This is a genomic window from Pirellulales bacterium (assembly GCA_035546535.1).
Taxonomy (GTDB): Bacteria; Planctomycetota; Planctomycetia; order Pirellulales; family JACPPG01; genus JACPPG01.
The window spans coordinates 1-8,244 of record DASZWQ010000097.1 but is presented as its reverse complement, the minus strand read 5'-3'; the positions used below and the strand labels follow the sequence as shown (position 1 = coordinate 8,244).

Genomic DNA, 8,244 nt, shown 5'->3' with positions numbered 1-8,244 from the left:
AAGTGATTACCCCAATGATACTTGCGGGTCATGGGGAATTCGTTGTGCCAGCGCTTGTTGTAGACCGGCACCCGCATTTCCGGCGGATAGCGGTAGTACAAGCTCTCCGAGCTGCGGTAATAGTCCGCGCTCCAGAAGTTCTGCGGATACCAAAGGTACGGGTAGTGGTAGAAGCGGTCCCAGTCCTGGGTATTGTAGCTGCGCGCCCACTGCCGACCGAACGCCTGCTCCTGGGCGGCGGCTCCCGCTGCCATGCCCGACCACAGGCCGAGCGCGCAGACGACCGCTAACATGCCGCGACGAATCATCGTGAATCCCCCCTCACCCTGAACGCCAAGATCGGCTGGCCTCTGCGAGAAGAGGCTCTCTGCGCCGCGTGTCGCTCCAGGTCTGTACGGAGTGAATCGGCACCCCTTACAGCCGGCATTGAGGGAATATCCGTTAAAGCCGGTAGAGTCCGTGAGGTGGGGGAGAAGCGGGACAGACCTGGCAAACTTTGCGGGCAGAATGCAGACGCCAGCGTCCTTGGCACGGCTTGCTAGCGACAATCGATGAAGCCCCACCACGACCGTTCTGTGCTGAGTGGAATCCGTCGGGTGCCGCTCCCGTCGCTCGCTAGCGCCGCGAGCTCGAAGCGAGTTTGATCGGCGCCGACACCGTCTTGAATTTGAGGGCGCTTTATCACCTTAAAGAAAATGGTCCGACCGTCGGGGGCCCAACAAGGGGCGCCATTGGGTTTGATCAATTCGTCGTTGTCGAGCGATGTGAAGCAGGCTAATTCGCGCGCATTCGATCCATCGGCCCCAGCTATCATGGCGTACTCGGCAGTTTTCCCGTTACGGTGATAGCGCGCATAAAACGCGACCTGTGTTCCGTCGGGCGAGTAGCGCGGCCAGATATAATCGCCTTGAGGATCGGTCGTGATGGGCGTGCGGCGCTCGCCGCTTACGTCGAGTGAAATCAGCGCACGCAGCGGATACTCTTCACCGTCAGCACGAACATAGCTCCGTGTCGGATTGCCTAGAGTCGCCAGGAGCGTGCGGCCATTCGGCGACCAGTCGTCTACCCAATCGGTCTCGGGCAGGTCGATCTTCGTGCGGCGACCGGTCGCCACGTCGATGGTGAACGATGCAAATCTGCCGTCAGCATCGCCATCGAATCCGGCAATCCTCTCGCTGTTGGGTGACCATGCGCAAACCCAAGTGACGTTGTCCGAGAGCTTCTTGCGCTCGGAACCGTGCTCCCAAAGCCACAAGGCCGGCCGCGGGCTTTCTTTGGTAACGAGGGTGAAGGCCAGCGTGCGCCCGTCCGGGGATATTCTTCCCGGTAGTACCGACGTCCCTTGCGGAAGCTCGCACAGGGTTTGCAATTGCGTCGCGTCGAGCGCCGTCGACTCAATGCGTTGTCGCCCGTCGACTGTGTTACCGAAGAACACAATCTTATCGCGAAAGGCGGGAGCGTCCGCAAAGCTCACCGCGTGCGCCGCTACAAGCAGAAGGAACGGCAGAAGTAGCTCCGAGATCGCCTTGAGCATCTTGACGTGCCCGCCAGTTACTAAGTGCATAAACGCCTCTTAAGGCCGGGCCCCTTGCGCCGCGCGGGAACTGTCTAGCGGCATCTTCCCTTCGGCCAGTTCCCGATCCCATTCGTCCATCAGCGGCCAGTCGACGGCACAGGTGCCGAAGTCAGCCATGTGCAGATAGTTCTCCAGTCGCGCGATCGTGCGGTCGAGCAGGTTGTTGTCCTTGCGGAAGATTGGGCCATGGCTCGGCAGCAGCCATTCGACGTCGCTGGCGCGGATGCGCTGCAGGGACCGCAAGAAAGCCTGAATGTCGCTGCCATGATGGGCGTCGATCGCCCCCACGCAGCCATCGCGGTAGATGTTGTCGCCACTGAAGAGGAGGTTCCCCAGGCGGAACGAAAGCTGGCTATCGGTGTGGCCGGGCGTGTGCCAGACTTCGAGCTTCAGCTTGCCGACCGTGATCACGTCGCCATTGTCGACCAGCGTGTCGACCTTTACCGGCGGCATTTCCAGGTGGATGTCTTGCGCGTCGATCCGGGCAAAGGTTTTGATCAGGTCCCCTTCGGCCAGAGGCTGCACGGCCAGGCGATGCGCGGTGACCGTGGCTTTGAGCAGTTGCTTGACCTTGGCGAGCCCCTGAATGTGATCGACGTCGGCGTGCGTGGCGATCAGGGTCTTGCAGTTCGACAGCGGGAAGTCGAGCTGCCGGATCATCTCCACGATTTCTTCGACAGCATCCTCGAAACCGATGTCGATGAGAATCCATTCGGATTCGTCGTAGACCAGATAAACGTTGCACCCCAGGCGCTCGCCCGCCTGGTAGTTCATCTCGATGACATGGGGAAAAACGGGCTTCCGTTCAAGCATGATGTCGTCCTTTTAATCGCCAGGCGCAGCCGGCGGGTAGGCCTAGGATTGCCCAGGGATTTTATCAGGCGGGCCGAAAACCTCCAGGTCCGCTCCGCCGGCCATCGCTCGACGCCTATCGATTTCCGCGAGCCACCGCTGGTCTCAGCCGGCCGAAACAATGCCGGCCAACCCTTCGCGAAACGACGGATAGGTCAATTGGACGCCCAACTCCGAGACGAGCCGCGTATTGCTGATCCGCTTGTCGCTCTTGGCACGCACCGCCGAAGGCAGCGTCGCATCGGGGGCCAGGAATCGCGGCGCCGGCGCCGCGAGCAATGACGCCAATTGCCGGTAGTAATCGCGACGCGCAACCGGGCAGCCATCCGAAACCAGGTAATGACGCGGACCGGGTTCGGCGCGCTCGGCCGCGAGCACCACCGTGGCCGCGTCATCGACATGAATCAGATTCAGCCAGCCGGTGGCGGGAGCCGGAATCGTCTTTCCGCCTTCGAGCGCCTCGCGATTCGGAATCCGCCCCGGCCCATAGATGCCGGCCATGCGCAACACGACGGCATTCGCGCCGCGCGGATGGCTCAAGAGGGCCTCTTCAGCGGCCAGGCAGGCGCGCCCGCCGGCGCGATCCGGAAAACAGGGAGTCTGCTCGTCGATCCAGGCGCCGCCGCAATCGCCGTAGACACCGGTCGAGCTGACGTAGATGACCCGCCCAGTTTCCTCCGGCAAGGCATTGAGCACGTTGATCAGTCCGCGCAAATAGACTTCTTCGATACCGTATCTCTGGTTACGGTCGTAGCCGACCGCATAGAGGACCGTGGTCGCCGGCGGCAGATTGACGAGCGAGTCGAGCCGCATCACGTCGGCAACGATCGGTTTAAAGCCGGCGCGCTCGAACCTGGCCGCATGGCTGTGCGAACGAGTCACGGCGTACACTTCGTGCCCGGCCGCGCGCCAGCGATCGGCCACACGCCGGCCCAGGTAGCCGCAACCGACGATTAGCTTTTTTTGCGGCGCTTGAGGTTCACCGTCGCCGGGACGCAGGGTGTCGCGGAGGCGTTCGTTTGGGTTGTCTATCATGCGCTAGTCATCCAAACCCGACGTCCCTTCGGTCTTTCCTCCGGATTCAAGATAAGCGGTGAGCAGGATCTGTGCGGCCAGCTTGTCGAGCCGCGCCTTGCGTTGTTTCTTCGTCAGTTCCGCGGCCCCCAGGTAACGCTCGGCTTCGGCGCTGGTGAATCGCTCGTCGAAATACTCGACCGGCTTGCCAGTCACTTCGCCCAACCATCGGCCGAAATCCCGCGCCTCGCGCGATTTCTGGCTTTCCCGGCCATCCAAGTGGACGGGCAAGCCAACTACGAACAATACAATATTCTCCTCAATCGCCAGGCGACGCAAATGCTCGCCATCGGCCTGCTGGCCGCGGCGCGTGTAATTCTCGAGCGGGCTGGCGATGGTCCGCCGGGCATCCGAGATCGCGATACCGATCCGCACGGTACCGTAATCAACGCCGGCGACGCGGCCTGCGGGGGCGTGAGCCGATGAGGAGCTGGTCATGGACGTAAAGGTGAGTTGGGTGCCACCGGTGGCTCGCCCACCAGTGCCGAAGTCAGCGTAAGCACTCGGAGACAAGCTACCAGTGGCACCAAGTGGCACCCCAGGCCGTTTGAAAACTGGGACGTCAGCATGCTTCGATTATAAGTTCTCGCGCCAGCCTCGCTTCTCCAATTCCTTGACCACCTGTCGCAATGATTCCTCATCTTGCCGCCGGGCCACGAGCGTAGCGTCGGGCGTATGAACGATGATCAGGTCCTCGGCCCCCACGGTCACGATCAGATGGTCCTTGGCTCGCTCGTCGGCGAAAACGATCGTGCCCGACGTTTTGATCCCCAGGTGCCGGGCGGCGATCGTGTTACCGTCGGCATCCTGGCCGCGCTGCCGGGCCAGGGCCTGCCAACTGCCCAGGTCATCCCAGTCGAACGGCGCTTCGATCAGCACCACGTTGTCGGCCTGCTCCATCACGGCATAGTCGATCGAGATCCCGCGAATCGCGGCGAACTCGCGAGCGAATGCGGCATCGAATTCCACCGTGCCGTACGCCTGGGCGATCGTTCGCAAGCGTGAGACCATTTCGGGCTGGGCCTTGGCGAGCGCATTGAGAATGGTTTGCGCGCGCCACACGAAGATGCCCGAGTTCCAGTAGAAATTACCGGCGTCGAGGTATTGCTGGGCGACGGCCGCCTGTGGCTTCTCGCGAAAGCGCACCACGCGGAATGCCGGCCCGGCTGTGGTGGCATGCGCGCCGTCGATCGATTCGCCACGTTCCAGATACCCAAAGCTCTCGGCCGGATACGTGGGGCGAATTCCAAAGGTCACGAGGCGCGTTGGATCTTCGTCGACCAGGGCCACTGCTTGCCGCACACCGCGTTGGAAGCTGGCGAAGTCCCGAATGACGTGGTCGGCCGGCAACACGAGCATCGTGGCGTCAGGGTCGTACGAAACAGTCAACAGAGCGGCGAGCCCAATGCAGGGCGCCGTGTCGCGCTTGCACGGTTCGCCCAGCACGGCGGCCGGCGGCAAGTGCGGCAGTTGCGCGCGGATCGGCGCCCTTAGCGCCCGGGCCGTGGCAATTAAAGTCTGCTGCGAAGTGACCAGGCCATCCAGCCGATCGATGGTCGATTGCAAGAGCGACCGCTCGCCCAAGAGTTTTAACAGTTGCTTAGGCGTTTTCTCGCGGCTGACGGGCCAGAAGCGGGTGCCGGATCCCCCGGCCATGACAAGCGCGTGCAACATCAGGCATTCTCGCCGGCGGCAACGGCATTGCCGCCAACGGTCCTATTTAAAATAGCGATCTTCCGTGATACTCGTCGAGGGGTTGACCTTCGTCGCGACTTCGGCCGCGTCCAGCGCGAAGAGCGGGCTGATTTCCACGCGCACATTGCTCCCGACCTTGGCGCCTGCCGCTTCCAGCCAACGGCGGTGCAGCGTGATCATCTGCCGGCGAACCGTGTCGGGCGTGTCGCGCTCGGCTCCTTCGCCATTCTTGACCGGCGCGAAGACGCTTTGCTCGTCAACCTCGACCACCAGCGATCGTTTGGCCGCCGGCAGCAAATCGAAAATGAACTGCTCGAACTTGATGGCGTTGGGCTGCGCCGGCTCGACCGGGCGTCCCGAATCGTCGACGTACGGCACTTTCTTGTTCGCAAAATGAAACGGCAGCTTGCCGCCGCCGGCGCTCATCCGCTTCAAAAACGCCACGTCAAAAACGTGTACGGCGATGTTGCCCGCCCACAGTTTCAGCGAGCCGTCGGCGTCGCGCAACTCAGCGACCTCGTCGGGCAGGTCGCTGTATTCGATGATCTGTACCTGGCCGTCGACGGAAACGACATTGCCGACCCGGTCCAGCGGATTCTGCTTGGCGACGACCTGCGTCGAGACCTCGGAATTCGCCTCCAGGTGGTAGCCGATGAAGAGCGGGTCGCACACGACCACCAGCGGATTGTCGACCTGCATGTAGAACAACTGCTCGATCCCACGCCGCTCGATATCGGCAAGAGCCCCGCCGCGCGCAAGCGCCCGCAACATCCCGCCGTGGCCATCGGGGCTGAGGAACAGGCTGCCGCGCTCCTCGAGCAAAAGCCTTCCCGTTTTTCCGTCGACGGCCGGCATCGTTCCCTGGCAGAAGACGATGACGTCCTCGGCCGGCAGACCGAAGCGCGCGTGCTTATCAAGTGCCGCCACGGTTTCCTCATGCGTGGCCGGACTGGTCATGATGTACAGCGGAATCGATACGCCGTAGCGCTTCCGAACGGCCAGCAGTTTCTCGAACAAGATCTGAAAAAGCGGAGCTTCGGAGAGTGGCCCGATCGGGAACAATCCCTTCGGATGGTCGAAGCCGAGCCGGGTGCCTTGTCCGCCGGCCACGAGCACCGCGCCGATCTTCCCGTCGCGCAGTGCCTGTTCTCCCTGCTCGCGGGCCTGCTGAGATGCGGCCCCTTGCTGTTCGCTCAGGCGAATGGCCGGCGGCGGCGCCGCGCGCTTGGCCCGGGCGGAGTGGTTATCCCCGCCGGCCGGTGTCTTGGCGTTGGCCTCGTCAAACAAATCCGCGATCTGGCGGAAATTAATCTCTGCGATCTGCCCGGCAAGGCGCTGCTGCTCTGCGGCGTTCAGGTCGTCCCAGAAGCGCAGCAAGTGCTCCTGGCCCGACGAGCGAAGCTGCTGTTTTAGCTGTTCTTTATTGATGGAGGCCATGTTAGTCGATGACGTAGGAGTCGTTGTAAGCATGGCGATGTTGTTTGCTTGGGAGGTGGAGCATTGCAAGAAACATGCCTCGCCAAGTCTAGATCAGCGGAATGCGCAGACCATCGTATGCCAATTCCATGCCGGCCGGCAAAATCGCGCTCGTCGCCGCATGTTCCAGTTCGTGTGACAGATGGGTGAAGAGCGTCCGCTTGGGAGCCAGTTTTTCCGCCACCGCGATCGCCTCGTCGAGCCCAAAATGCGTGGCGTGCGGCCGAGGCCGGAGGGCATCGAGAATCAAGACATCCAGCCCCTCCAAGAGCGGCCAGCTTTCGTCGGGAATCTTGTTCGTGTCGGTGCAATAGGCCACGTTGCCAAAGCGGAACCCCAGCACTTCCCAGCGTCCGTGCAACAGGCGAATGGGAATGATTCGCGCTCCTAACAGGTCGAACGGCGCTGTTGTAATGCCGTGGATATCCAACTGTGGGATGCCGCCCGCGTGGGAAGCTTCGGGCTGGCCGAAGGCGTAGTCGAACGATTTGCGGATCCGCCGCTCGACGACCTCCTCGCAATACAGCGGCAGCTTGTGCCCGAGGTAGTAGGGGAACAGCCGCACGTCGTCCAGGCCGAAGACATGATCGGCGTGCTCGTGCGTATAAAGCACGGCATTGACCAGCCCGATCCCCTCGCGCAAAAGCTGCATGCGCAAGTCGGTCGGGGTATCGACCAGCAGCACGCCCTCGGGCAGCCCCAGCACCAGCCCACAACGCGTCCGCTTGTTGCGCGGATCGGTGCTCGTACAGGTGTCGCAGCCGCAGCCGATTACCGGAACGCCGACCGACGTGCCGGTTCCGAGAAAGACCAATTGGCCAGACGTATCTGTCGTGATGAATTTGCGTTCAGCAGGCATGGGCCGATTCTAAGGCAAACCGGGAAAGTTCAGCAAACGGCACAACTTGCAGGCCGGACAAACGTGGCTTCTGGAAGCCGTTGCCATGATCTCGGGCCTTACGAGCAACTCGATTGGTCCCCTCGTTCAGTAGCGTTGCGGAATGTGGTAGGCTGGCGGTCTGTCGTGAGGACGTGCCGCCACCAGGTCTAAGAAATCAATTAAGGTGAACGCCATGGCTGTCGAAGTACGCGAGGAAGGTGCCGGAAAAAATCTCGTGGTGCGTGCCAGCGGCAAGCTTAGCAAGCAGGATTACGAACGGTTTGTGCCCGAGATCGAGCGATTGATCAAGGCCCACGGCAAGATCCGCATCCTGCTCGAGCTGCACGACTTCCACGGCTGGGAAGCGTCCGCACTGTGGGAAGACATCAAGTTCGACGCCAAGCATTTTCGCGACATCGAACGCCTGGCGGTCGTGGGCGAAACGAAATGGGAAGCCGGGATGGCCGCTTTTTGCAAGCCGTTCACCACGGCCACGATCAAGTACTTCGACCACACCAAGGCGGCCGAAGCCAAGACGTGGCTGGAAGCGGCCTAGCAGCCTGTTGAAGAACTCAACGGGCTGCGACATCGCAGGGATGCGATGGCAAAATGTCGACGTAAGTCGTTATTTTGCGAGCCGTGCGAAGCTTTGCTTCGCACTTGGCGAGGTTGAAAAAAGCCACGAGGGCTT

General features: G+C 61.8%; 9 protein-coding genes. 1 reads left to right on the top strand and 8 read right to left on the bottom strand.

Going from position 1 to position 8,244, the window contains the following annotated elements; genetic code table 11:
- From VHD36_12290 to VHD36_12255, 8 genes are all read right to left on the bottom strand, one after another.
- The coding region (locus VHD36_12290; protein ID HVU88089.1) for a calmodulin-binding protein at positions 1–308 on the bottom strand (308 nt) is incomplete at its 3' end.
- A gap of 230 nt (positions 309–538) precedes the next feature.
- Positions 539–1,564, bottom strand: a complete 1,026-nt coding sequence (locus VHD36_12285; GenBank protein HVU88088.1) for a hypothetical protein — start codon at positions 1,562–1,564, stop codon at positions 539–541.
- A 9-nt stretch (positions 1,565–1,573) separates the two neighbouring features.
- On the bottom strand, positions 1,574–2,389 hold the full coding sequence (locus VHD36_12280; protein HVU88087.1) for an MBL fold metallo-hydrolase: 816 nt from the start codon (positions 2,387–2,389) through the stop codon (positions 1,574–1,576).
- Positions 2,390–2,533: 144 nt separating this feature from the next.
- Positions 2,534–3,463, bottom strand: coding sequence for an SDR family oxidoreductase (locus VHD36_12275; GenBank protein ID HVU88086.1), 930 nt, complete (start codon positions 3,461–3,463; stop codon positions 2,534–2,536).
- 3 nt (positions 3,464–3,466) lie between these two features.
- Positions 3,467–3,940, bottom strand: a complete 474-nt coding sequence (ruvX, locus tag VHD36_12270) for a Holliday junction resolvase RuvX (protein HVU88085.1) — start codon at positions 3,938–3,940, stop codon at positions 3,467–3,469.
- 138 nt (positions 3,941–4,078) lie between these two features.
- Positions 4,079–5,176: a mannose-1-phosphate guanylyltransferase gene (locus VHD36_12265; GenBank protein ID HVU88084.1), complete on the bottom strand. Its 1,098-nt coding sequence runs from the start codon at positions 5,174–5,176 to the stop codon at positions 4,079–4,081.
- Positions 5,177–5,218: 42 nt separating this feature from the next.
- On the bottom strand, positions 5,219–6,634 hold the full coding sequence (locus VHD36_12260; GenBank protein HVU88083.1) for a UDPGP type 1 family protein: 1,416 nt from the start codon (positions 6,632–6,634) through the stop codon (positions 5,219–5,221).
- Positions 6,635–6,722: 88 nt separating this feature from the next.
- Complete coding sequence (locus VHD36_12255; GenBank protein ID HVU88082.1) at positions 6,723–7,532, bottom strand: MBL fold metallo-hydrolase; 810 nt, start codon at positions 7,530–7,532, stop codon at positions 6,723–6,725.
- A 214-nt stretch (positions 7,533–7,746) separates the two neighbouring features.
- Between VHD36_12255 and VHD36_12250 the strand changes: the two genes are divergently transcribed.
- The gene (locus VHD36_12250) at positions 7,747–8,109 is read left to right on the top strand and encodes an STAS/SEC14 domain-containing protein (protein ID HVU88081.1); all 363 of its coding nucleotides are present in this window, start codon (positions 7,747–7,749) and stop codon (positions 8,107–8,109) included.
- The last annotated feature ends 135 nt before the right edge of the window (positions 8,110–8,244 follow it).

Excerpts from the sequence above, each read along its gene's own strand:
- VHD36_12285 (HVU88088.1), bottom strand. The coding sequence starts at position 1,564 with ATGCACTTAGTAACTGGCGGGCACGTCAAGATGCTCAAGGCGATCTCG.
- VHD36_12280 (HVU88087.1), bottom strand. The coding sequence starts at position 2,389 with ATGCTTGAACGGAAGCCCGTTTTTCCCCATGTCATCGAGATGAACTAC.
- VHD36_12275 (HVU88086.1), bottom strand. The coding sequence starts at position 3,463 with ATGATAGACAACCCAAACGAACGCCTCCGCGACACCCTGCGTCCCGGC.
- ruvX (HVU88085.1), bottom strand. The coding sequence starts at position 3,940 with ATGACCAGCTCCTCATCGGCTCACGCCCCCGCAGGCCGCGTCGCCGGC.
- VHD36_12265 (HVU88084.1), bottom strand. The coding sequence starts at position 5,176 with ATGTTGCACGCGCTTGTCATGGCCGGGGGATCCGGCACCCGCTTCTGG.
- VHD36_12260 (HVU88083.1), bottom strand. The coding sequence starts at position 6,634 with ATGGCCTCCATCAATAAAGAACAGCTAAAACAGCAGCTTCGCTCGTCG.
- VHD36_12255 (HVU88082.1), bottom strand. The coding sequence starts at position 7,532 with ATGCCTGCTGAACGCAAATTCATCACGACAGATACGTCTGGCCAATTG.
- VHD36_12250 (HVU88081.1), top strand. The coding sequence starts at position 7,747 with ATGGCTGTCGAAGTACGCGAGGAAGGTGCCGGAAAAAATCTCGTGGTG.